Here is a 19,908-nt window from a genome sequence, read left to right on the forward strand (position 1 = left end):
ATGCTGAGCTTCAACAACGTCTCCACCTTCTACGGCAAGATCCAGGCGCTGCACGATGTCAGCATCGATGTGCAGGCCGGCGAGATCGTCACCCTGATCGGCGCCAACGGCGCCGGCAAGTCCACCCTGCTGATGACCCTGTGCGGCAACCCGCGCGCCACCAGCGGCAGCATCCGTTACCTGGGTGAAGAGCTGGTGGGCATGGACACCCCCGAGATCATGCGCAAGAGCATCGCCATCGTGCCGGAAGGCCGTCGCGTGTTCGCCCGCCTGACCGTCGAGGAGAACCTGGCCATGGGTGGCTTCTTCGGCAACAAGGCGGACAACCAGGAGCAGCTGGACAAGGTCCTGCACCTGTTTCCGCGCCTGAAGGAGCGCTTCGCCCAGCGCGCCGGCACCATGAGCGGCGGCGAACAGCAGATGCTCGCCATCGGTCGTGCGCTGATGAGCAAGCCCAAGCTGCTGCTGCTCGACGAGCCGTCGCTGGGCCTGGCGCCGATCATCATCCAGCAGATCTTCGACATCATCGAGCAACTGCGCGAAGACGGCGTGACCGTGTTCCTGGTCGAGCAGAACGCCAACCAGGCGCTGAAGCTGGCTGATCGTGGCTACGTGCTGGAGAACGGCCATATCGTCATGCAAGGCAGCGGTGAGGATCTGCTCAACGACCCGAAGGTACGCGACGCCTACCTCGGCGGCTGAGCCGGACTGCCGTACCCGAAACCGCCCTCCGGGGCGGTTTTTTCATGCCTGGACGACAGGCCTGCAACGCGCGCACACCTGCCGGCCAGCGAACTGTTTAGCGGATATGTCCGCCCTCTTGCATCCGCTTCGCCGCGTATTAGTCTCAACGACTCTACCCAGGCGGACCCCGCTCATGCGCAAGTCCCTGCTGCTGTTGCTCGCCCTCACCGTTGCGCTCGGCGCCTGCAGCCGTGCCGGCCTGGCCTACCGCAACCTGGACTGGATCATCCCCTGGAAACTGGGCGACTACGTCGAGCTGAGCCGTGAGCAGAGCGCCTGGCTGGAACCCAGGCTGCAGCAGCACCTGACCTGGCATTGCAGCGTGGAGCTGCCGCACTACCTCGACTGGCTGCAACGCAGCCGCCAGGCCCTGGCCGAGCGCGACGCCGAACTGATGCTCAGCCAGCTGGACGGCTTCGAGCAGGCGATGCAGCGCATCGCCGTGGAAATCACCCCGAGCACCGTCGAACTGCTGCGCGGCCTCAACCCGCTGCAGGTCGAGCGCCTGTTCGCCGAGCTGGAGGAGCAGAACCGGAAGCTGCGCACGACCTTCCTCGAGCCGCCACTGGACGAGCAGATCAGCCTGCGCGCCGAACGCATGAACGAGCGCCTGCAGCCCTGGTTCGGCGACCTCGAGCCGGCCCAGCGCGAACGGGTACTGGCCTGGGCCCGGAGCCTGGGCGCGCAGAATCAGGTCTGGCTGGACAACCGCCTGGCCTGGCAACAGGCACTGCGTGACGCCCTGGAAGCGCGACGTGGCGACGACTTCGCCGCGCGCATCAGCGCCTTGCTGCAGCAGCGCGAACGCTTCTACACCGAGGCCTATCGCGCCAGCTACCAGAGCAACCGCGAGGCCATGGCCGGCATGCTCGTGGATATCGTCGCCACGGCGGACGCGCGCCAGCTGCAACGCGCCGACGAACGCCTGGACGCGCTGCGTGCCGACCTGACCGCCCAGCAGTGCCGCAGCGACGACACGCTGGCCAGGCGCTAGGCGCGCTGGCAGCGCTTCAGAGCGCGGGCAGGCGCCAGTCGATGGGGGTCATGCCGTTCTGGCTGAGGAACTGGTTGCAGCGACTGAAATGACCGTTGCCGATGAAGCCGCGATGCGCGGACAGCGGCGACGGGTGCGGCGAGCGCAGTACCAGGTGCTTGGTCGGGTCGATCAGGCGCTGCTTGCTCTGCGCATGGCTGCCCCAGAGCAGGAAGACCAGCTTGGGCTGCCGCTCGCTGACCAGCTCGATGACCCGGTCGGTGAAATGCTGCCAGCCCTTGCCCGCATGCGAACCGGCGTTGGCACGCTCCACGGTCAACGACGTGTTGAGCAGCAGCACGCCCTGATCGGCCCAGCTCTGCAGGTAGCCGTGCGCCGGGATGTCGATGTTCAGGTCGCGCTTGAGCTCCTTGTAGATGTTCACCAGCGACGGCGGCGTCTGCACCCCCGGCTGCACCGAGAAGCACAGGCCATGCGCCTGCCCCGGACCGTGGTAGGGGTCCTGGCCGATGATCACCACCTTGACCTGCTCCAGCGGCGTGGAGTTGAGCGCATTGAAGATCAGCGGGCCGGGTGGGTAGATCTCCTTGCCGGCCGCCTTCTCCGTTCGCAGGAACTCGCCCAGCTCCTTCATGTAGGGCTTGTCGAACTCGTCGCGCAGCGCCTCTTTCCAGCTGGCCTCGAGTTTGATGCGGTCATCGGTCATGCCTGTTTCCTGCCTGAATCCTTACAAGTGCAGGCACGCTAGAGAAGGGGCCAGGGCAAGTCAAGGAAGACGATTGCGGCAAGGCCGGGGATGCTTTGCTAGCCTTTCGAACACAGCCACTGACGAATGAATGGAACTCGATGCCGACCACCACCGATACCTTGCGCCTGGCACTCCTCAACCGTTTTCTCAAGGGCGAAGCCAAGATACCGCAGATGCCGGAGGCCGCCGTGCGTATCCGCAAGCTGCTGGACGACCCGCACACCTCGCAGGAACAACTGGCGCGGGTGATCAACGGCGACCCGCCACTGGCGGCCTACCTGATGCAGTTCTCCGCCGCGCCGCTGCTGCGCGGCAACCGCCCCTGCACCTCGCTGCGCGACCTGCTCGGCCGCCTCGGCACCCGCCAGCTGGCCGACCTGGTGCTGGGTTTCAGCCTGCAGCACCTGTTCACCAGCGACGACGCGGCGCTGCAGCAGGCGTTTCGCACGCGCTGGCGCAACGCCCGTGAACGCGCCGCCTACTGCGCCGTACTGGCACAGACCGTCGGCTTCTCCATGGATGACGCCATGCTCGGTGGGCTGCTGCAGGACATCGGTAGCCTGCCCCTGTTGTCGGAGCTGGAACACTGGCCGGAGCTGCCGCGTGACAGCGCCTCGCTGAATGCCCTGTGCGAGCAGCTCTCCGGCGACATCGGCGCGCTGATCCTGACCCGCTGGCAACTGCCGTCGGCGGTCATCGAATGCGCCCGCCTGCATGGCCAGTGGCAGCGCGAGCACGAACGCAGCGCCGACCTGGCCGACCTGGTGCTGCTGGCCAGCGCCCTGCAGTCGGGCAGTACGCCGGATGGCCTGTTGCCGGCCCAGGTCAAGCTCGGACTGGAGCGCCCATTGGACGAACTGCGTGCGGAACTGGCCGAAGGCCTGAAACTGTGGAAGCGCCTGCTCGCCTGACGCCCGGTCATGGCGCCTCATCAGGTCGGTGGATACAGCTTGCCCAAGCCCAGGGGCAGGTCGAGACTCTCCCGCACACCCCGTGCAGGAGGTCACATGAGCGACTCGAACGGCATCAGCCGCGAGCGTCTGGAACAGGCGCTCGCCCACTCCACCTTCGCCCAGTTGCTCGGCGCCGAACTGCTCGAGTTCGCGCCGGGCCGGGTCAGCCTGCAGGTACCCAGCCGTCCCGACCTGTGCCAGCACCACGGCTACCTGCACGGTGCAGTGGTCGGTTTCATGGTCGACAGCGGCTGCGCCTGGGCCGCCGCCTCGATGGTCGGTGACGTGGTCACCAGCGAATACAAGCTCAACCTCCTCGCCCCAGCACTTGGCGAACGCCTGCTCTGCCGCGCGGAAGTACTCAAGGCCGGCCAGCGCCTGGCGGTCTGCCGAGCGGACGTGTTCGCCGTGAATAACGGCCAGGAAAAGCTGGTGGCTACCGGCCTGGCGACCATCGCACGGGTCTAGCAGGCCGCGACTACCCCAGGTGCAGCGCCCGGTAGTGACTGGGCGCCATGCCCACCACCTTGCGAAACAGACGCGAGAAGTAATAGGCATCCTCGTAACCCAGTTGCTCCGCGACCTGGCGCACCTCGACATCGCCACGGTCGAGCAGGCGGCAGGCCAGGGCCATCTTCAGCTGGATGAAATCCTGGATCGGCGCATGCCCGGTCAGGGCCCGATAGGTCTTGGCGAAATGGAAGCGCGAGAGGTGGAAGTGCTCGGCCAGCTCATCAAGGTTGAGGCTGCCGTGCAGGTGCTCGCGCATCACCGCGTGCACCGCCTCGATATCCAGTACCCGCCCCGACTTGAGATTGACCCGCGCCGGCAGCACCGCCAGCGAACTGAGCATCGCCTGCAGCCGATGCGCTGCATGGATGAATGGCAGGACGTTCAACCCCTGCCGCTGCAGCCCCAGCAGTGCCTCGAAGTCCCCCAGCAGGCGTGGCTGGACACCGATGCGGCGCAACGGCTGGCTACCCAGCAGGTCGAGGAAGTCCTGGCTGAGCGCCCCGTCGAAGTGCACCCAGTAGATGGTCCAGGGGGCGTCAACATCGGCGCCGTAGGCATGCGCGGTGTTCCTGGGCAGCAGCAGCAGATCGCCAGCACCGACCTCGAATCGTCCATCCTCGCCGTGCAGCCAGCCTTTGCCCGAGCGGCAGTAGATCAGCAGGTCATCCTCCGGCTGCGCCCGGCTCATGCGGTGCCCGACCGCTTCGGGGTAGAAACCGATGGCCAGCGGGTAGCAGCCAGCACTCAGCGGATGGCGCGCCAGCAGGCGGCGCAGACGCGGCGGCGTGATGAAGCGTTGCCCACCCAGCGGCAACGGCCAGTTGGAGGTTTCCACGCGCAAGCCCATGCTGATCGCATCCCGAGGCAGTCGACGAATCCCAAGATCGTCCATCCTTCGACCAAGATCGTCAATCCACAAGGCCGTTCCCAGCCGCTATAAAAGACCCGGACAAGAACAACAGGAGGCGAACATGCCCCAGACCCTGCCGCAACTGATCGACGGCCAATGGCGCACCAGCCAGGCTCACGAACTGATCGAAGTCACCGACCCGACCACCCAGGAAGTGATCGCCCTGGCGCCCAAGGCCACGGCCGAGGAAATCGAGACTGCGGTAGCCGGCGCACAGCAGGCCTTCCTCGCCTGGCGTGAAGTCCCGGTCTCGGAGCGAGCCCGCCTGATGCTGCGCTATCAGCACCTGCTCAAGGAGCATCACGACGAACTGGCGGAAATCCTCGCACGGGAAACCGGCAAGACCTTCGCCGATGCCAAAGGCGACGTATGGCGTGGCATCGAGGTGGCCGAGCATGCCGCCAACATTGCCAGCCTGATGATGGGCGAGACGGTGGAGAACGTCGCCCGCGAGATCGACACCGCCAGCTGGATCCAGCCGCTGGGGGTGTGCGTCGGCATCACCCCGTTCAACTTCCCGGCGATGATTCCCCTGTGGATGTTTCCGCTGGCCATCGCCTGCGGCAACGCATTCATTCTCAAGCCGTCCGAACAGGACCCGATGACGCCCAACCGCCTGGCCGAACTGTTCCTCGAAGCCGGCGCACCGGCCGGCCTGCTGCAGGTGCTGCATGGTGCACGCGAGCAGGTCGATGCCCTGCTGGTGCACCCGCTGGTGCGCGCGGTGTCCTTCGTCGGCTCGGTGACGGTGGGCCAGCATGTGTACCGCACCGGCACCCAGCACCTGAAGCGCGTGCAGGCCTTCGCCGGGGCGAAGAACCACATGGTGGTGATGCCCGATGCACCCAGGGACCAGGTCATCAGCAACCTGCTCGGCGCCAGTTGCGGGGCCGCCGGCCAGCGTTGCATGGCGATCAGCGTGGCGGTGTTCGTCGGCGAGGCGAAACACTGGATCGGCGACCTGGCCGAACAGATGGCCGCGCTGCGCCCCGGCCACTGGCAGGACAGTGGCGCCGCCTATGGTCCGCTGATCAGCCCGCAGGCCCGCCAGCGCGTGCTGCGCCTGATCGAGGAAGGCAAGGCCGAAGGCGCCGAGTGCCTGCTCGATGGTTCGCACTGCGTGGTCGACGGGTATCCGCATGGCAACTGGGTCGGCCCGACCCTGTTCCGCGGCGTGACCAGCAGAATGAGCCTGTACCGCGAGGAAATCTTCGGCCCGGTGCTGGTGTGCATGGAGGTGGACACTCTGGAAGAGGCCATCGCGCTGATCAACGCCAGCCCCTACGGCAATGGCACCAGCCTGTTCACCCGCTCCGGCGGCGCCGCTCGGCATTTCCAGCATGCAATCGAGGTCGGTCAGGTGGGCATCAACGTGCCGATCCCGGTGCCGCTGCCGTTCTTCTCCTTCACCGGCTGGAAGGGTTCGTTCTATGGCGACCTGCATGCCTATGGCAAACAGGCGGTGCGCTTCTATACGGAGACCAAGACGGTGACCAGCCGCTGGTTCGATGACACAGCGCTGGGCGACGGGCCGAACATGACCATTTCTCTGAAATGAGAACCGGGTAACGTGTCTTTAGACCAATAGACGATCACCCGAACTGGACAAGCGGCGTAAAAGGGTTCTCAGCAGAACAAGAACAAGGAGAACTGCAATGCGCCAACTGTCTGCCATTCTGGCCCTGTGGGCCGCTGTCACCGCCTGTGCGCAGGCTGCCGAGCCGATCACCCTGGGGCTCAACTACCCGCGCACGGGACCATACAAGGAGGAGGGATTGGCGCAGATGCGTGGAGCCCTGCTGGCCATCGACGAGCTGAACGCCCAGGGCGGCGTGCTGGGCAGGCCCTTGCGCCTGTCCAGCAAGGACACCGCCTCGCGTCCGGCCAAGGCGGTGAAGAACGTCGACAAGCTGGCCGCCGAAGGCGCCGCGATGCTCTTCGGCGGCTCCTCCAGCGCGGTGGCCATCGCCGCCGGCAAGCGCGCCAAGGAGCACGGCCTGCTGTATTTCGGCACCCTCACCTACTCCAACGACACCACCGGCAAGGATGGCCAGCGCTACATGTTCCGCGAGTGCAACAACGCCTGGATGAGCGCCAAGGTGCTCGGCCAGTACCTGAGCAAGACCTTGCCCAACAAGCGCTATTTCTACGTGACCTCCGACTACACCTGGGGCCACACCACCGAGGCCTCGCTGCGGCAGGCCACGGGCACCGACAACGCCGGCCAGCATGCAGGGGTGCGTGTGCCCTTCCCCGGCGCCCGCCTGGCCGATTACCAGGATGCCCTGACCCAGGCTGCCTCCAGCAATGCCGAGGTACTGGCGCTGGTGCTGTTCGGCGAAGACCTGGTGCGCGCCATGCGCATCGCCAAGGACCTGGGGCTGACCGAGCGCATGCAGATCATCGCGCCCAACCTGACCCAGAGCATGGTCGAGCAGGCCGGGCCGGACCTGATGCAGGGCGTGATCGGTACCGAACCCTGGACCTGGCGCGTCCCGGCGCTGGAGAAGTCCGCGCGCGGCGAAGCCTTCGTGCAGTCGTTCAAGACCCGCTACGAGATGTACCCGTCCAGCTCTGCCGCCTCGGCCTACAGCATCGTCCAGCAATGGGCCGATGCCGCCAAGCGCGCCAACAGCCTGGACAGCGAGGCGCTGATCAAGGCGCTCGAAGGCCACCGCTACAGCCTGCTGAAAGACGAGCAGCAATGGCGCGCCTTCGACCACCAGAACCTGCAGACCGTCTATGCGGTACGGGTCAAACCACGCGAGGACGTGCTCAAGGACCCGCTGAAACAGGACTACTTCGAAATCGTCGACCGCCTCGACGCCAGCACGGCGCTGCCCAGCCTCGCCGAGTGGCAGGCCGAGCGGCGCGCCGGCGGCCAACCCCTGACCTTGCAATGAGATGCCATGGACTTCGAACTCAGTGATGAACAACGCCTGCTGACCGACAGTGCCCGCGCCTTCGCCGCGCGGGAACTGGCGCCCTACGCCGCCGACTGGGATCGCGACCACCACTTCCCGGTCGAGGTGATCCGCCGTGCGGCCGAACAGGGCTACCTGGCCCTGTACATCGCCGAGGAGGACGGCGGCCTGGGACTGTCGCGTCTGTCCAGCGCACTGATCTTCGAACAACTGGCGGCCGGCTGCGTGGCCACCACCGCCTACCTGACCATCCACAACATGGCCACCTGGATGCTCGCCAGCTTCGCCGACCAGGCGCTCAAGGACGCCTGGCTGCCCGGGCTGGTCAGCGGCCGGTCGCTCGCCTCCTATTGCCTGACCGAGCCGGACGCCGGCTCCGACGCCGCCAACCTGCGCACACGGGCGCGGCGCGACGGCGACGACTACCTGCTCGACGGCAGCAAGTGCTTCATCTCCGGCGCGGGGGCCAGCGACGTGCTGATCGTCATGGCACGCACCGGCGAGGAAGGCGCCCGGGGCATCTCCTGCTTCCTGGTGCCGGCCGACGCCCCCGGCGTGCGCTACGGTCGCAACGAGGACAAGATGGGCTGGAAGGCGCAGCCGACCCGCAGCATCACCTTCGACGGCGTACGCATCCCCGCCGGCAACCGCATCGGCCCGGAAGGCGAAGGCTTCGTCTACGCCATGAAAGGTCTCGACGGGGGCCGCCTGAACATCGCCAGCTGCTCGCTTGGCGCCGCCCAGGCCGCACTGGAGCAGAGCCTGCGCTATGTCGAGGAGCGCAAGCAGTTCGGCAAGGCGCTGAGCGAGTTCCAGGCGCTGCAGTTCAAGCTGGCCGACATGCTCACCGACCTTACCGCCAGCCGGCAGATGGTACGCCTGGCCGCGCACAAGCTCGATCATGGCCACGGTGAAGCCAGCCTGTACTGCGCCATGGCCAAACGCTTCGCCACCGACCACTGTTTCGGCGTATGCAACGAAGCCCTGCAACTCCATGGTGGCTATGGCTATCTGAATGACTATCCACTGGAGCGCTGGGTGCGCGATGCGCGCGTGCACCAGATTCTCGAAGGCACCAACGAAATCATGCGGGTGATCGTCGCCCGCCGCCTGCTGCAGCAGAGCGGCATGCTCGATCGCCTGCTCTGAAACCTGCAGGAGCCCCTCATGACTACCGCAATCGAAACCTACAAATCCGGCATCTTCGACCTGACCCACAAGCTCACCGTGGAGAAGCACGGGCACACCGCGCTGATCACCATCAACCACCCTCCGGCCAACACCTGGGACCGCGATTCGCTGATCGGCCTCAAGCAGGTGGTCGAACACCTCAACCGCGACGACGAGGTCTACGCCCTGGTGGTGACCGGACAGGGGCCGAAGTTCTTCTCCGCCGGCGCCGACCTGAACATGTTCGCCGACGGCGACAAGGCCCGCGCCCGCGAGATGGCCAGGCGCTTCGGCGAGGCCTTCGAGACCCTGCGCGACTTCCGTGGAGTGTCCATCGCCGCAATCAACGGCTATGCCATGGGAGGCGGCCTGGAATGCGCCCTGGCCTGTGACATCCGCATTGCCGAGCGCCAGGCGCAGATGGCCCTGCCGGAAGCTGCCGTGGGCCTGCTGCCCTGCGCAGGCGGCACCCAGGCACTTCCCTGGCTGGTGGGCGAGGGCTGGGCCAAGCGCATGATCCTCTGCGGCGAACGCATCGACGCCGACACCGCCCTGCGCATCGGCCTGGTCGAGCAGGTGGTCGACAGCGGCGAAGCACGCGGCACGGCCCTGCTGCTGGCCGCCAAGGTGGCGCGGCAAAGCCCGGTGGCGGTACGCACCATCAAGCCGCTGATCCAGGGGGCCCGCGAACGCGGCTCGAACACCTGGCTGCCCGAGGAGCGCGAGCGTTTCGTCGACCTGTTCGACGCCGACGACACCCGCGAAGGCGTCAACGCCTTCCTGGAAAAACGCGACCCGCAGTGGCGCAACAAATAACCGCACCAGTAGCTCGTAGGGTGGATGTCGCCTTTCACATCCACCATTACCCCATCCGGTGGATGGATAGAGCGCCATCCACCCTACGCGGGAAAACCTCATGAACCTGCAATTCGAAGAACGCCCCAGCCTGCACGGCTATCGCATCGGCATCGCCAGCCTGGACGCCGAGAAAAGCATCAACGCGCTGTCGCTGCCGATGATCGAGGCACTCGACGAGCGCCTGAAAGCCTGGGCCGAAGATCCGACCATCGCCTGCGTGATGCTGCGCGGCAACGGCCCCAAGGCCTTCTGTGCCGGCGGCGACGTGGTCCAGCTGGTGCACCAGTGTCGCGAGCACCCCGGCGAAGTCCCGCCCCTGGCGCGCCGCTTCTTCGCCGACGAGTACCGCCTCGACTACCGCATCCACACCTTCCCCAAACCCTTCATCTGCTGGGCCCACGGCCATGTGCTGGGGGGCGGCATGGGCCTGATGCAGGGCGCCGGCATCCGCATCGTCACGCCGAGCAGCCGGCTCGGCATGCCGGAGATCAACATCGGCCTGTACCCGGACGTCGGCGGCAGCTGGTTCCTCGCCCGCCTGCCCGGCAGGCTCGGCCTGTTCCTCGGCCTCACCGCCGCCAGCATCAACGCCCGCGATGCGCTGGACCTCAACCTGGCCGACCGCTTCCTGCGCGATGACCAGCAGCAGGCGCTGCTCGAAGGGCTGGTGCAGCTGAACTGGCGCGAGCAGGCCCAACTGCAGCTGCACAGCCTGCTGCAGGCCCTGGAGAACGAAGCCCGTGGCGACCTGCCGGCGGCGCAGTGGCTGCCTCGCCGTGAACGCCTCGACGCACTGCTCGATGTCGCCGAGCCAGCCGCTGCAGTCCAGGCCCTCAGCGCCCTGCAGGACGACGACGATGCCCTGCTGGCACGAGCGGCGAGAACCCTCGCCGGCGGTTGCCCGCTGACCGCGCACCTGGTCTGGGAACAGATCCGCCGCGCCCGTCACCAGTCGCTGGCCGACGTGTTCCGCATGGAGTACGCCATGAGCCTCAACTGCTGCCGCCACCCGGAATTTCCGGAAGGCGTGCGCGCGCGCCTGATCGACAAGGACCACAGCCCGAACTGGCACTGGCCGGATGTCGCCGCGATCCCCGCTGCCGTGATCGACGCGCACTTCGCTCCGGCCTGGGAGGGCGAGCACCCGCTGGCGGACCTGTAGCCAGAAGAAACACGTAGCCCGGATGAAATCCGGGGAGGCCGGACCGTCAGCCCCACCCGCACGCCTCGAGCGCTGCACGGACAACAACAAGGAGATGCCAGAATGACCCAGATCGCCTTTATCGGCCTTGGCCATATGGGCCTGCCCATGGCTCGCAACCTGCTCAAGGCAGGCTACCCGCTGAAAGTCTTCGACCTGGTGCGCAGCGCCGTCGACACCCTTGCCGGCGAGGGGGCGATAGCCGCCGTCAGCGCCAGCGCCGCCGTCGATCAGGCCCAGGTGGTGATCAGCATGCTGCCAGCCAGCCGCCATGTGGAAAGCCTCTACCTGGGGCGCGACGGCCTGCTCGAGCAACTGCCGGCCGGCAGCCTGGTGGTCGAGTGCTCCACCATCGCCCCGGAGTCCGCGCGCAAGGTGCATGCGGCGGCGCGCGAACGCGGTATCGAGCTGCTCGATGCGCCGGTGTCCGGCGGTACCGCAGGCGCCGCCGCTGGCACCCTGACCTTCATGGTCGGCGGTGCCGCCGAGGCCCTGGAGAAGGCCCGGCCGCTGCTCGCGGTCATGGGCCAGAACATCTTCCACGCGGGCCCGGAGGGTGCCGGCCAGGTCGCCAAGGTGTGCAACAACCAGGTGCTGGCGGTGCAGATGATCGCCACCGCCGAAGCCATGGCCATGGGCGTGGCCAACGGCCTGGACCCCGCCGTGCTGGCCGAGATCATGCGGCAGAGCTCGGGTGGCAACTGGACGCTGGAGAAGTACAACCCCTGGCCTGGGGTGATGGAAAACGCGCCGGCGTCGAAAGGCTACAGCGGCGGGTTCATGGCCGAGCTGATGGCCAAGGATCTCGGCCTGGCCCAGGAAACGGCCAGCCACCATGGCAACAGTGCGCCGATGGGCGCGCTGGCCCTGCAGCTCTACCGCCTGCTGCTCAAGCAGGGCAAGGGCAAGCAGGACTTCTCGGTGGTGCAGCAGCTGTTCGTGGAGTGATGCCCTGCGGGAGCCGGCGTGCGGGTGAGGTCGCTCACCGGCACGTCGTCTCCCGCACGCAGCGCGATCATCTCAGGCGCATCCTCGTCGCGATCGCGCTCAACGCAAACGCTGCAGGTGCAACAGGCCGAACAGCAGCACCTGCAGGCGCTGCCACCAAGGCCCCGGCAGCCCGTGCAGACGCGTGCGGAACAGCAGCATCTCGGCAACGTGCGCCAGCAGTACCGCCAGCGCCAGCCAGTTGACCCAAGCGCCCAGCGGCGCAGCGAAGGGATAGAGCAGGTTGAGCAACGCCACCAGCCAGAACATGGCCAGGGCGCCCTTGGCGAAGGACAGCAGGTTCATCGTCAGTCTCCGAGTGGATGAACCCGGAGTGTGCCGGGCCTGACTCCGTGCGAACGCCCCTCTTTCGACTGGCGTGGCCCTGCCCCAGCGGCGATTCGCCGGGGCATTGCTGCAGCCAGATCGGCTAGCGCAGAGTCAGCCCGAAGGCTTCGTCGGTGAAGTCGAAGCAGCTGAGGAAGCGGCGGATATCCAGCAGGTTGCCATCGACCTTCACATCCCCCAGCAGCGCGCCCTTGACCAGGCCCCCCTCGCCGGTCAGCAGGGTGTCCATGAAGCTCTTGTCCATCGACAGACGCAGTTCGGTGCCCTCGGGAATGCCCTTGTGCAACTGCGCGACGCCACGCCGTACCTCCAGCGCCCACTGCTCTCCGACATCGGGAAAGCTGAAGCCCAGGGTCATTTCCAAATCGCCGGCCTTCTCCGGGTCGATGCGGGTCACCCAGTTCTGCAGGAAGCTCTGCGGGGTGAAGCTGCGCACCATGTCCGGCGAGAGGAACACCTTGCGCATCTCGATCGAGCGCTGGCTGATCTCGTCACCGTCGAGCTTGCCCTCCAGCTCCATGGCGCTCATCAGGTACCAGTTGCGCCAGTTGATGTTCATGCTGGCGTAGCCCAGCTTGCGGAAGCTGCGCGCCTTGATGTCGCGCGCCAGCTGGTCGTCATGATCGACACGGATGGCATAGCCGGCCAGCTCGGCGGCCCACTGGTAATCACCCTTGAGGTAGGCATTGCCGGCCTCCAGCAGCAGCTTCTCGCGCCCGCCCATCATGGCGATCAGGCGCTCGGCCTTCTGCCGTGGCGGAGTCGGGTCGAGGTCCACCGGGTCACCCTGGAACCAGCCCAGGTAGCCGTTGTAGATCTGTCGCACGCTGTGCTTCACCGTGCCGTAGTACTCACGCAGGTAGGGCGTGTAGCCCGCCAGGTGCGGTGGCAGCTTGACCTTCTCCACCAGTTCGTCCGGCGTCAGCCCCTTGTTCATCCAGCGCACGGTCTGGTCATGGATGTAGGCGATGCCGTCGCGGGTCATGCGCAGCACTTCCTCCACGGCGTCCTGACCGCTGACCGGGCGACCGTGCAGCGGCACCATGTAGTCGGCCCGGTAGGCGCGCAGCTTGTCCAGGCTGTCGACCCATTGCACCGGGTCGCGGAACTTGGTGCCGCGCAAGGTGTGGATGTTCGGCAGCGTCGGCCCCTGGTCCACCTCGGCGCTGATCAGCACGCGATTGGCCGGCAGGTAGAGCACGATCTCGTCCGGCGCCTCGCTGGGGACATGCAGGAACTGCACGTCGAGCCCGGCGATGGTGGTGTCGAGCTTGTCCGCGAAGGTCACCGTCGGGGCGATGAAGGTGGAAGGCTCCGGAGTGACCAGCGGGCCGATGCCGCCGTTCATGTCCTGCTCGTCCTGCGCCTCGAGGAAGGAGCCGAAGCTGTAGGCCGAGCGCACACCGAGAATCGGCCCGACCAGTGCGCCCTGGGCCACGACATTGGCCAGCAGGGTGTCGTGGGCGTAGATCTGCACGTCGCCGGACTCGACCTGCTCGCGCGTGACGAACGCCTGCACGCCGTTGATATGGTCCGGATGGAAGTGGGTGTAGACCACCGCCTTCACCGGCTTGTCGGTGATCTTGCGGAACTCGGCCATGATCTTGCGCGACTCGCTGACCGACTCGCCGGTGTCGACGATGATCAGCCCCTCCGGGGCCTCGATCATCACCACGTTGCCGAGCTGCCAGCCCACGGCGGAATAGACGTTGTCGGCGACGCGGTAGAGCTGCTGGGCAAAGACCTTGGTGTGGGCCGCCAGCTCGGCGTTGATGCTGGGCTCGATGCGCTCGGCCGGCAGCTCGGCATAGGCGCTCAGGGGCAGGGAGGCGGCCAGCAGCAGGCCGCTCAAGCGAAGGAATGTGCTCATGGCGATGGACGTCTTGTTGTTGGAGTGCTGGCAGGTTGGCAAAGCCTGTTCGATAATTCCAATGCATTCGAATAAGCAAGTTGATGCACAACGCACATGAACGATCTACGCCAGCTCCGCCACTTCGTCGCGCTCGCCGAGCACCAGCACTTCGCCCGTGCCGCTGCCGCCGTGCACCTCAGCCAGCCTGCCCTGAGCCGCAGCATCCAGGCCCTGGAGAGCCAGCTCGGCTGCACCCTGGTGGATCGCCACAACCGTGGCGTCACCCTCACCGCCCATGGCCGGCTGGTGCTGGAGCATGCCCGGCGCCTGCTGGCCGGCAGCCTGGCGTTGAGCAACGCGGTCAACCAGCTGGGCAACCTGCAGGCCGGCGAGCTGCGCCTGGGCGCAGGCCCCTACCCCGCCGCCAGGCTGGTACCGCAGGCGCTCGGCCAGTTGCTGCACCGCTATCCGCGCGTGCAGGTGAAACTGAACATCGCCAACTGGCTGGAGCTGCGCGACGCGCTGCTGGAGTCGACCATAGAACTGTTCGTCGCCGACATCCGCGAACTGCAAGACGATGCGCAACTGCACATCGAGCCGCTACGGGTGCACCACGGCGTACTGTTCTGCCGCCCGGCGCACCCCCTGCTGCAACGGCGCGAGCTGAGCCTCGGCGACCTGCTCGACTTCCCCCTCGCCGGCACGCAGTTGCCGCATGTGGTCGAGCGCAGCCTGAGCGCTGCCAGCGGCCGCCTGCAGCCGCTGAGCGTGGAGTGCGACAACTTTCTGGTGCTCAAGCGCCTGGTCGCGGGCAGCGACGTGCTGAGCATGGCGCCCTGGGACGTGATTGCCGAAGAAGTTCGCAGCGGTCAGCTCTGCCTGCTGCCCATGCAGGCGGAAGGGCTGCACCAGCACTCGGCCTATGGCCTGGTCAGCCGCGCCGGTCACAGCCTGTCGCCAGCGGCGCAGGCCATGGTCGAGGCGATTCGTCGGGTCGATGAGCAAACCCCGCACAGCGAAACCGTGCGGGGTTGAACGGGACTACCAGCGACGCTCGTTGCCGCGCCGCTGCTCGCTGTAGCTGCGCCCATTGGAGTAGCGCTGCGGGGTGCTCCGTCCGGTGTCCCAGCCGCGCAGGACCTTGACGCCACGCTGCTCCTGGCGCCGCGCGTCGCGCGGCTTGTCATGGCGTTGCTGCTCGTGACGCTTGTAGTCGTCGCGGTAGTGCGGCGCGTAGCCATAGCGTTGACGCGGTTGCGGCGCCGGCACGTAGCGGGGTGGCGCCTGGTACTGGCGACGGCGGTCGTCGTAGTAATAGCGCGACGTCACGTATACCGGTGGCGAATAGTCGTGACGGTAGCCGTTGTAGTAGGCGTGATTGCGGTAACCGCGATCGTGGTCGTAGCCATACACCGCACAACCGCCGAGCGGCAGGATCAGCAACGTGGCAAGCAGGATTCTATAGAACATGGTAGCCTCCACAGGGGAAGCGGGCCAGTGGCCCGGAAGCGGATCAGCAACGACCCTTCTTGGCCTGCCCCGGAGGGCAGTGCGAAGGACCACCACCGTCACCGATATCGACGCCGATACCTGGCAACCGCAGGCTGCAGCCCGACAGACCGGTGGCCAGGCTGGCGGCCAGCAACAAGGTGCAGAGGGTTTTCATCAGCAACTCCCCTTCATGCGATGCCCCGGCGGGCAGAAGTAGCCGCCGTTGGAGTGGCCACGGCCATCCAGATCGACACGAATCACGTCAGGGTCACCTACCCGCGCATGCACGCCCGGCGCGCTGAAGCTGCAGCCGCCCAGCAGCAACGCCAATGTCATCACAGTCAAACCACGCATATTGGAATACTCCTCGATTTCCAGAAGACTGCTGGACAGGCAGCGGCCCGGTGGTCACGGCGCTATTCAGCATGACTGTTCGACAATATGGACTGAGTCACGTTCCGTGCAGCCGAGTGACCAGGATCACAGGCTCGTCACGTTCGCTGGCACACTCCTCGCTTAGCATGGCCCGCAGCGGGAAAGCGTGGCGCTGCCTCAACACAATGGCCGACTAGGGTTCCGGCTCGTCCGATGACGAGTGGCTGGTCCGAGAGTGGGCGACCTCATCAGCGGCGGGGAGCCGCGAGGTTACACGGCGGGACAAAAGCCCGGGAGAACGCGCAGCACGGCTGTCTGCTTTCCCGCGTCCGCCAACCAACCGAGGTCCCTATGCCCATTCGCCCGCTACTCACCGCCCTGCTCTGCGCCTGCCTGCTCAGCGCTCCGACAGCCCAGGCCGCGCCGAAAACCTTCAAGCTCTGCTGGTCGGTCTTCGCCGGCTGGATGCCGTGGGACTACGCCGCCAAGCAGGGCATCGTGAAGAAGTGGGCCGACAAGTACGGCATCGACATTCAGGTGCAGGAAGTGCCGGATTACGTCGCTTCCATCGAGCGCTACAGCGCCGGCCAGTTCGATGCCTGCACCATGACCAACATGGATGCCCTGACCATCCCCGCCGCCGCCGGCACGGACAGCACCGCGCTGATCATCGGCGACTTCTCCAACGGTGCCGACGGCCTGCTGCTGCGCGGCAGCGGCAAGAGCATCCGCGACCTCAAGGGCAAGACCGTGCTGCTGGTGGAAAACTCGGTCTCCCATTACCTGCTCAGCCGGGCACTGGAATGGGGCCTGCTGGACGAGCAGGACGTGACCATCAAGCATGTCTCCGACAGCGAGATCGCCGACGCCTTTCTCTCCGGCCAGGGCGATGCGGTGATCACCTGGAACCCGATCCTCTCGGAAATCCAGCGCAAGGCGCAGGTCAGCATGGTGTTCACCTCCAACCGGATACCGGGCGAGATCCTCGATCTCACCGTGGTCAACAGCCAGACCCTGGCCCAGCATCCCGAGTTCGGCCGCGCGCTGACCGGTGCCTGGTTCGAGACCCAGCGCCTGCTCGGCCTGCCGACGGCTGCCGGACGCGCAGCCCGAGCACAGATGGCCGCCGCGGCGGGTACCAGCGCCGAGGACTTCGAGGACCAACTGGGCACCCTGCGCTCGTTCTATTCGCCACGCAGCGCCCTCAACTTCGCCCGCACCGGCAAGATGCCGGACCTGATGCGACGCGTCGCCCACTTTGCCGATGCCCATGCCCTGCTGGGCAAGCGTGGCCAGGGCCTGACCAACCTGGGTATCGAGTTCAGCGGTGAAAAGACCATCGGCAACCCGCAGCGCGTCCTGCTGCGCTTCAACCACGCCTACATGCAGCTGGCCGCCGACGGCACCCTGTAGCGCCCCAGCAGGCGGCACGCCAGCCGCACCACGCACCAGCACGGCGCAGCCTGCCCTCGACGAGCCGCAGCGCAGCGCCAAGCGCCGCACCTTGCGGCGCATGGCACGATGTTCGCTAAGGACATCGGGTGCAGGAACACCCCCGGCCAGCCGGGATCGCGGCACCACAATTTGCAATAGCCGGCTAGGGTTCCGGCTCGCCACAGGCGAGTGACTGGTCCGAGAGCTGGCGACCTCCAGCGAGGTTACACGGCGGGACAAAAGCCCGGGAGAACGCGCCCCATCCGTGGGGAACCGCCGCGAACTCCTGTCCGCCACCGTCAAACTGGAGGTTCATCATGGCTACGCCCCACTCGCACCAGCGGCACCCTGCCGCCTACCGGACACCCGTCAGCGGCGTCGTCGCGCTCTAGCCGTGCCCGCCCTTCGCTACAGGCCCGACGAGGACTCTCCATGCGCCTGATCAACCGCCATCCGGACCGCAGTGGCCGCCTGCTGCTGATCCTGCTGCCCTTCGCCCTGCTGCTGTTCGTCTACTTCAGCACCTCGACCGCACGCCTGGCCGAGAACCCCAACGACAAGCTGCTGCCCAGCGCCAGTCAGATGATCGATGCCGTCGACCGCCTGGCCTTCAGCGAAGACAAGCGCACGGGCAACTACCTGTTCTGGCAGGACAGCGCCTCCAGCCTCACCCGCCTCGCCATCGGCCTCGGCGTGGCGGCGCTGGCCGGACTGGTGCTGGGTATCGCCGCCGGCAGCGTGCCGCTGTTCGGCGCGCCGCTGTCGCCGATGCTCACGGTGCTGTCGATGATTCCCCCCCTGGCCATCCTGCCGATCCTGTTCATCGTCTTCGGCCTGGGCGAGCTGTCCAAGGTGATGCTGATCGCCATCGGCATCACCCCGTGCATCGCCCGCGACATCGAACAGCGCGCGCGGGAGATTCCAGCCGAACTGCTGATCAAGGCTCAGACCCTCGGCGCCAACTCCTGGACGCTGATCCTGCGCCTGGTGCTGCCGCAACTGATGCCACGCCTGTTGATCTCGCTGCGCCTGATGCTCGGCTCGGCCTGGCTGTTCCTGATCGCCGCCGAGGCCATCGCCAGCACCGACGGCCTCGGCTACCGCATCTTTCTGGTCCGCCGCTACATGGCCATGGACGTGATCCTGCCGTACGTCGTCTGGATCACCCTGCTGGCCTGGCTGATGGACCTGGGCCTGCGCCAGGTGCTGCGTCTGTGCTTCCCCTGGCACGCAGGAGGCAAGGCATGACCCTGTTCAGCCAACACATCGTCCCGCTGAGTGAACCCGCCATGAGCGAACCCCGTACCGCCGCCAGCCCGTCGCCAGGCGCCTTCATCGAAGCGCGCCACCTGTGGCAGGAGTACGCCGACCAGGTGGTGCTGGAACGCCTCAACCTCAGGGTCGAAGAAGGCGAGTTCTGCACCCTGGTCGGCGCCTCCGGCTGCGGCAAATCCACCTTCCTGCGCATGCTGCTCGGCCAGGAACGCCCCAGTCGCGGCGAGCTCCTGCTCGGCGGTGCCCCGCTCCCCAACGAGCCGGACCCGAGCCGTGGCGTGGTCTTTCAGCGCTATTCGGTGTTCCCCCACCTGAGCGTGCTGGACAACGTCGCCCTGGGCCTGGAACTGCCGCGCGCCCCCGTGCTGGGGCGCCTGTTCGGCGCAGCCAAGCGCGAGGCCCGCGAGCGTGCCGCCAGCATCCTCGCCCGGGTCGGCCTCGGCCATGCCCTGGATAAATACCCCAGCGCACTCTCAGGCGGCATGCAGCAGCGCCTGGCCATCGCCCAGGCGCTGGTGATGCAACCGCGCATGCTGCTGCTCGACGAACCGTTCGGTGCCCTCGACCCCGGTATTCGCAAGGACATGCACGCCCTGCTGCTGGAGCTGTGGCAGGAAACCCGCCTGACGGTGTTCATGGTCACCCATGACCTGTCGGAGGGCTTCAGCCTCGGCACCCGCCTGCTGGTGTTCGACAAGGTGCGCCACGACCCGCAGGCCCCCAACGCCTATGGCGCGCGCATCACCTACGACATTCCGCTGAACGCCGCACGCCGCGCGCAGGCGCAGCTGCCCAGCGAAGTGGCCGAACGTATTGCCGCACGCTGATCGCCCGCCCCGAAGACGTTGCCGATCAGCCCATCACCGTAGCCCGGATGAAATCCGGGGATTCACCGGGACATCGCCCCGGATTGCATCCGGGCTACACAGCCGAATGCCGTCCGCAGATCGTCCGTAGGAACCCGCTTGCGGGCGATCCATCGCTGGTACCGCCAATCGCCCGCAAGCGGGCTCCTACCCCAGGCACGTTGCCGATCAATCCAACACCGTAGCCCGGATGAAATCCGGGGGATTCACCGGGACATTGTCCCCGGATTGCATCCGGGCTACAGCCGAACGCCGTGCGCTGATC

At 66.7% G+C, this 19,908-nt stretch carries 21 protein-coding genes and 2 riboswitches; of the genes, 14 read left to right on the plus strand and 7 right to left on the minus strand.

Annotated elements, in window-relative coordinates; translation table 11 throughout:
• On the plus strand, positions 1–702 hold the full coding sequence (locus E4487_RS21445) for an ABC transporter ATP-binding protein (RefSeq protein ID WP_037055462.1): 702 nt from the start codon (positions 1–3) through the stop codon (positions 700–702).
• Positions 703–877: 175 nt separating this feature from the next.
• Entirely contained in the window at positions 878–1,738 is an 861-nt protein-coding gene (locus E4487_RS21450; RefSeq protein ID WP_175254347.1) for a DUF6279 family lipoprotein, read from the plus strand.
• Positions 1,739–1,754: 16 nt separating this feature from the next.
• Here E4487_RS21450 and ung read toward each other — a convergent pair whose 3' ends face one another.
• Positions 1,755–2,444, minus strand: a complete 690-nt coding sequence (gene ung / locus E4487_RS21455; protein WP_037055458.1) for a uracil-DNA glycosylase — start codon at positions 2,442–2,444, stop codon at positions 1,755–1,757.
• Between the two features lie 140 nt (positions 2,445–2,584).
• Here ung and E4487_RS21460 point away from each other — a divergent pair, with 140 nt between their 5' ends.
• Both E4487_RS21460 and E4487_RS21465 read left to right on the plus strand, forming a co-directional pair.
• The gene (locus E4487_RS21460) at positions 2,585–3,397 is read left to right on the plus strand and encodes an HDOD domain-containing protein (protein ID WP_037055457.1); all 813 of its coding nucleotides are present in this window, start codon (positions 2,585–2,587) and stop codon (positions 3,395–3,397) included.
• 96 nt (positions 3,398–3,493) lie between these two features.
• Complete coding sequence (locus E4487_RS21465; protein WP_175254348.1) at positions 3,494–3,907, plus strand: PaaI family thioesterase; 414 nt, start codon at positions 3,494–3,496, stop codon at positions 3,905–3,907.
• A gap of 10 nt (positions 3,908–3,917) precedes the next feature.
• On the opposite strand, the gene E4487_RS21470 is transcribed toward E4487_RS21465, so the two are convergent.
• Positions 3,918–4,799: an AraC family transcriptional regulator gene (locus tag E4487_RS21470; RefSeq protein WP_175254349.1), complete on the minus strand. Its 882-nt coding sequence runs from the start codon at positions 4,797–4,799 to the stop codon at positions 3,918–3,920.
• 124 nt (positions 4,800–4,923) lie between these two features.
• Here E4487_RS21470 and E4487_RS21475 point away from each other — a divergent pair, with 124 nt between their 5' ends.
• From E4487_RS21475 to mmsB, 6 genes are all read left to right on the plus strand, one after another.
• Positions 4,924–6,420, plus strand: coding sequence for a CoA-acylating methylmalonate-semialdehyde dehydrogenase (locus E4487_RS21475; protein ID WP_037055452.1), 1,497 nt, complete (start codon positions 4,924–4,926; stop codon positions 6,418–6,420).
• Positions 6,421–6,517: 97 nt separating this feature from the next.
• On the plus strand, positions 6,518–7,765 hold the full coding sequence (locus E4487_RS21480) for an ABC transporter substrate-binding protein (protein WP_037055451.1): 1,248 nt from the start codon (positions 6,518–6,520) through the stop codon (positions 7,763–7,765).
• 6 nt (positions 7,766–7,771) lie between these two features.
• Positions 7,772–8,935: an isobutyryl-CoA dehydrogenase gene (locus E4487_RS21485; RefSeq protein WP_175254350.1), complete on the plus strand. Its 1,164-nt coding sequence runs from the start codon at positions 7,772–7,774 to the stop codon at positions 8,933–8,935.
• A gap of 18 nt (positions 8,936–8,953) precedes the next feature.
• Positions 8,954–9,772, plus strand: a complete 819-nt coding sequence (locus tag E4487_RS21490) for an enoyl-CoA hydratase (protein WP_047584493.1) — start codon at positions 8,954–8,956, stop codon at positions 9,770–9,772.
• A gap of 100 nt (positions 9,773–9,872) precedes the next feature.
• Positions 9,873–10,976, plus strand: a complete 1,104-nt coding sequence (locus tag E4487_RS21495) for an enoyl-CoA hydratase/isomerase family protein (RefSeq protein ID WP_175254351.1) — start codon at positions 9,873–9,875, stop codon at positions 10,974–10,976.
• A 102-nt stretch (positions 10,977–11,078) separates the two neighbouring features.
• The gene (gene mmsB, locus E4487_RS21500; protein WP_037055442.1) at positions 11,079–11,963 is read left to right on the plus strand and encodes a 3-hydroxyisobutyrate dehydrogenase; all 885 of its coding nucleotides are present in this window, start codon (positions 11,079–11,081) and stop codon (positions 11,961–11,963) included.
• 99 nt (positions 11,964–12,062) lie between these two features.
• On the opposite strand, the gene E4487_RS21505 is transcribed toward mmsB, so the two are convergent.
• Positions 12,063–12,308, minus strand: coding sequence for a DUF1145 domain-containing protein (locus E4487_RS21505; protein WP_175254352.1), 246 nt, complete (start codon positions 12,306–12,308; stop codon positions 12,063–12,065).
• A gap of 124 nt (positions 12,309–12,432) precedes the next feature.
• On the minus strand, positions 12,433–14,220 hold the full coding sequence (locus E4487_RS21510) for an alkyl/aryl-sulfatase (protein WP_175254353.1): 1,788 nt from the start codon (positions 14,218–14,220) through the stop codon (positions 12,433–12,435).
• A gap of 96 nt (positions 14,221–14,316) precedes the next feature.
• Here E4487_RS21510 and E4487_RS21515 point away from each other — a divergent pair, with 96 nt between their 5' ends.
• Complete coding sequence (locus E4487_RS21515; RefSeq protein ID WP_175254354.1) at positions 14,317–15,237, plus strand: LysR family transcriptional regulator; 921 nt, start codon at positions 14,317–14,319, stop codon at positions 15,235–15,237.
• A 6-nt stretch (positions 15,238–15,243) separates the two neighbouring features.
• Here the strand turns inward: E4487_RS21515 and E4487_RS21520 are convergent, their stop codons facing one another.
• Genes E4487_RS21520 through E4487_RS21530 form a run of 3 tightly spaced genes read right to left on the minus strand, consistent with a single transcriptional unit; the run spans position 15,244 to position 16,047 of the window.
• Positions 15,244–15,672, minus strand: a complete 429-nt coding sequence (locus E4487_RS21520) for a hypothetical protein (protein WP_175254355.1) — start codon at positions 15,670–15,672, stop codon at positions 15,244–15,246.
• Between the two features lie 43 nt (positions 15,673–15,715).
• Positions 15,716–15,868, minus strand: a complete 153-nt coding sequence (locus E4487_RS21525; protein ID WP_172979134.1) for a hypothetical protein — start codon at positions 15,866–15,868, stop codon at positions 15,716–15,718.
• Entirely contained in the window at positions 15,868–16,047 is a 180-nt protein-coding gene (locus E4487_RS21530) for a hypothetical protein (RefSeq protein WP_037055432.1), read from the minus strand. The genes E4487_RS21525 and E4487_RS21530 overlap by 1 nt, the downstream gene beginning before the upstream one ends.
• A 203-nt stretch (positions 16,048–16,250) precedes the next feature.
• Positions 16,251–16,367, plus strand: a riboswitch (guanidine-I (ykkC/yxkD leader).
• Positions 16,368–16,419: 52 nt separating this feature from the next.
• Here E4487_RS21530 and E4487_RS21535 point away from each other — a divergent pair.
• The 3 genes from E4487_RS21535 to E4487_RS21545 all read left to right on the plus strand — a co-directional run bounded on the left by E4487_RS21535 (position 16,420) and on the right by E4487_RS21545 (position 19,604).
• Positions 16,420–17,481 (plus strand): putative urea ABC transporter substrate-binding protein, encoded by a 1,062-nt coding sequence (locus E4487_RS21535; RefSeq protein ID WP_037055429.1) that lies wholly within the window; start codon positions 16,420–16,422, stop codon positions 17,479–17,481.
• Positions 17,482–17,654: 173 nt separating this feature from the next.
• Positions 17,655–17,755, plus strand: a riboswitch (guanidine-I (ykkC/yxkD leader).
• Positions 17,756–17,934: 179 nt separating this feature from the next.
• On the plus strand, positions 17,935–18,750 hold the full coding sequence (locus E4487_RS21540) for an ABC transporter permease (protein WP_037055426.1): 816 nt from the start codon (positions 17,935–17,937) through the stop codon (positions 18,748–18,750).
• 41 nt (positions 18,751–18,791) lie between these two features.
• Positions 18,792–19,604 (plus strand): ABC transporter ATP-binding protein, encoded by an 813-nt coding sequence (locus E4487_RS21545; RefSeq protein ID WP_052178150.1) that lies wholly within the window; start codon positions 18,792–18,794, stop codon positions 19,602–19,604.
• Positions 19,605–19,908: the final 304 nt, after the last annotated feature.

The organism is Pseudomonas sp. BMW13, assembly GCF_013357275.1.
Taxonomy (GTDB): Bacteria; Pseudomonadota; Gammaproteobacteria; order Pseudomonadales; family Pseudomonadaceae; genus Aquipseudomonas; species Aquipseudomonas khazarica.

What these genes read in the sequence shown, in the direction of transcription:
- E4487_RS21445 (WP_037055462.1), top strand. Translation starts at nt 1, where the DNA reads ATGCTGAGCTTCAACAACGTCTCCACCTTCTACGGCAAGATCCAGGCG.
- E4487_RS21475 (WP_037055452.1), top strand. Translation starts at nt 4,924, where the DNA reads ATGCCCCAGACCCTGCCGCAACTGATCGACGGCCAATGGCGCACCAGC.
- E4487_RS21525 (WP_172979134.1), bottom strand. Translation starts at nt 15,868, where the DNA reads ATGAAAACCCTCTGCACCTTGTTGCTGGCCGCCAGCCTGGCCACCGGT.
- E4487_RS21485 (WP_175254350.1), top strand. Translation starts at nt 7,772, where the DNA reads ATGGACTTCGAACTCAGTGATGAACAACGCCTGCTGACCGACAGTGCC.
- E4487_RS21520 (WP_175254355.1), bottom strand. Translation starts at nt 15,672, where the DNA reads ATGTTCTATAGAATCCTGCTTGCCACGTTGCTGATCCTGCCGCTCGGC.
- ung (WP_037055458.1), bottom strand. Translation starts at nt 2,444, where the DNA reads ATGACCGATGACCGCATCAAACTCGAGGCCAGCTGGAAAGAGGCGCTG.
- E4487_RS21490 (WP_047584493.1), top strand. Translation starts at nt 8,954, where the DNA reads ATGACTACCGCAATCGAAACCTACAAATCCGGCATCTTCGACCTGACC.
- E4487_RS21465 (WP_175254348.1), top strand. Translation starts at nt 3,494, where the DNA reads ATGAGCGACTCGAACGGCATCAGCCGCGAGCGTCTGGAACAGGCGCTC.
- E4487_RS21450 (WP_175254347.1), top strand. Translation starts at nt 878, where the DNA reads ATGCGCAAGTCCCTGCTGCTGTTGCTCGCCCTCACCGTTGCGCTCGGC.
- E4487_RS21535 (WP_037055429.1), top strand. Translation starts at nt 16,420, where the DNA reads ATGCCCATTCGCCCGCTACTCACCGCCCTGCTCTGCGCCTGCCTGCTC.
- E4487_RS21510 (WP_175254353.1), bottom strand. Translation starts at nt 14,220, where the DNA reads ATGAGCACATTCCTTCGCTTGAGCGGCCTGCTGCTGGCCGCCTCCCTG.
- E4487_RS21540 (WP_037055426.1), top strand. Translation starts at nt 17,935, where the DNA reads ATGCGCCTGATCAACCGCCATCCGGACCGCAGTGGCCGCCTGCTGCTG.
- E4487_RS21460 (WP_037055457.1), top strand. Translation starts at nt 2,585, where the DNA reads ATGCCGACCACCACCGATACCTTGCGCCTGGCACTCCTCAACCGTTTT.
- E4487_RS21505 (WP_175254352.1), bottom strand. Translation starts at nt 12,308, where the DNA reads ATGAACCTGCTGTCCTTCGCCAAGGGCGCCCTGGCCATGTTCTGGCTG.
- E4487_RS21545 (WP_052178150.1), top strand. Translation starts at nt 18,792, where the DNA reads ATGAGCGAACCCCGTACCGCCGCCAGCCCGTCGCCAGGCGCCTTCATC.
- E4487_RS21530 (WP_037055432.1), bottom strand. Translation starts at nt 16,047, where the DNA reads ATGCGTGGTTTGACTGTGATGACATTGGCGTTGCTGCTGGGCGGCTGC.
- E4487_RS21495 (WP_175254351.1), top strand. Translation starts at nt 9,873, where the DNA reads ATGAACCTGCAATTCGAAGAACGCCCCAGCCTGCACGGCTATCGCATC.
- E4487_RS21480 (WP_037055451.1), top strand. Translation starts at nt 6,518, where the DNA reads ATGCGCCAACTGTCTGCCATTCTGGCCCTGTGGGCCGCTGTCACCGCC.
- E4487_RS21515 (WP_175254354.1), top strand. Translation starts at nt 14,317, where the DNA reads ATGAACGATCTACGCCAGCTCCGCCACTTCGTCGCGCTCGCCGAGCAC.
- mmsB (WP_037055442.1), top strand. Translation starts at nt 11,079, where the DNA reads ATGACCCAGATCGCCTTTATCGGCCTTGGCCATATGGGCCTGCCCATG.
- E4487_RS21470 (WP_175254349.1), bottom strand. Translation starts at nt 4,799, where the DNA reads ATGGGCTTGCGCGTGGAAACCTCCAACTGGCCGTTGCCGCTGGGTGGG.